The sequence below is a fragment of the Nocardiopsis sp. NPDC058631 genome (assembly GCF_042716955.1).
Classification (GTDB): domain Bacteria; phylum Actinomycetota; class Actinomycetes; order Streptosporangiales; family Streptosporangiaceae; genus Nocardiopsis.
Genome location: NZ_JBHXQY010000200.1, coordinates 1 through 1,792, shown reverse-complemented (window position 1 = coordinate 1,792; position 1,792 = coordinate 1). Strand labels below are relative to the sequence as shown.

The 1,792-nt window shown below is 66.2% G+C and carries 2 protein-coding genes; one reads left to right on the top strand and one right to left on the bottom strand.

The features are described 5' to 3' along the window. Positions 1–209 (bottom strand): hypothetical protein (locus ACFWTE_RS29920; protein WP_378783314.1); only part of this gene is annotated, 209 nt, incomplete at its 3' end. Here ACFWTE_RS29920 and ACFWTE_RS29915 point away from each other — a divergent pair. Beyond that, on the top strand, positions 129–1,792 hold a 1,664-nt coding region (locus tag ACFWTE_RS29915; RefSeq protein ID WP_378783312.1), incomplete at its 3' end, for a non-ribosomal peptide synthetase. The two genes, ACFWTE_RS29920 and ACFWTE_RS29915, sit on opposite strands and share 81 nt — an antisense overlap.

Sequence of the window (1,792 nt, the reverse complement as noted above, 5' to 3'; positions counted from 1 at the left end):
ACCTGCTCGATTCCGAGGAAACCCGCACCCTCCTCCACCAAGGACACGGACCCCACCCCCCAACCCAACCCACCACCCTGCTCCAACACCTGAACACCCACACCACCCAACACCCCCACCACACCGCACTGCGCTGGGAACACGGCACCCTCACCTACCACCAACTCAACACCCGAGCCCACCACCTCGCCCAAAACCTCATCAACCACGGCATCACACCCGGCATGGACGTACCCGTCCTCATGCGCCGCAGCCACCACACCATCATCACGTTCCTAGCCATCCTCAAAACCGGAGCCGCCTACCAACCCCTCCACACCGACCTACCCCCCCACCGCCTCCAACAACTCCTAGCCCACAACCCCTGCCCACTCGTCATCACCGACACCACCCTGGCCCACCACCCCGGCCTCACCCACCACCACACCCTGACCAGCGACCACACCACCTACCAAACCACCAGCCCACACCACCCACTCCCCACCGTGCGCCCCCAAGACACCGCCTACACCATGCACACCTCCGGCACCACCGGAACCCCCAAAGCCATCGCCATCACCCACCAAAGCATCGTCGACCTCGCCACCGACCCCGCCTGGAACCTGCAACCCCACCACCGAGTCCTCTTCCACGCCCCCCACGCCTTCGACGCCTCCACCTACGAAATCTGGGCACCCCTACTCCACGGCGCACAAACCGTCATCGCCCCAGACGAAACCACCGACACCACCGCCCTGACCCACCTCATCCCCACCCACCACATCACCCACCTCAGCCTCACCGCCGGCATGTTCCGCGTCATCGTCGAAGAAGACCCCCACAGCCTCACCGGACTCACCGAAATCACCACCGGCGGAGACACCATCTCCCCCACCGCCGTAACCCGCCTCCTAACCACCCACCCCCACATGACCGTGCGCACCACCTACGGACCCACCGAAACCACCCTGTGCGCCACCCAACAACCCTGGACCCACACCCACAACCCCACCGGACCCACCGGCCCCGTCCCCCTGGGCCACCCCATGCACCACACCGGCCTCCTACTCCTGGACCCCTACCTCCAACCCGTCCCACCCGGCGTCCAAGGCGAGCTCTACATCACCGGCACCGGACTCGCCCGCGGCTACACCCACCAACCCGCCCTCACCGCCACCCACTTCACCGCCAACCCCCACCCCCACACCCCCGGCACACGCATGTACCGCACCGGAGACCTCGCCCACTGGACCCCCCACGGCGACCTCATCTTCAACGGACGCACCGACCACCAAGTCAAAATCCGCGGCTACCGCATCGAACCCGCCGAAATCGAAACCACCCTGACCAGCCTCGACCACATCACCGACGCCCTGGTCACCACCCACACCACCCACGGCCACAAACACCTGACCGCCTACACCGTCCCCGCCCCCGGACACCAACTCGACCCCCACCACATCCGCGAACAAACCACCCACCTGCTACCCGACTACATGGTCCCCACCACCGTCATCGTCCTGCCCCACGGCCTACCACTGACCACCAACGGCAAAATCGACCACACCGCCCTACCCACACCCGACCCCACCACCACCCACACCCACCAGCCACCCCGCACCCCACGCGAAGAAATCCTGTGCACCCTCTTCGCCCACACCCTGGGCCTGGACACCGTCGGCACCACCGACGACTTCTTCGCCCTGGGCGGCCACTCCCTCCTGGCCACCCAACTCATCGCCCGCATCCGCACCACCCTGGGCATCCACACCAAAGTCCGCACCCTCTTCGAAAACCCCACAGTCCAACGCCT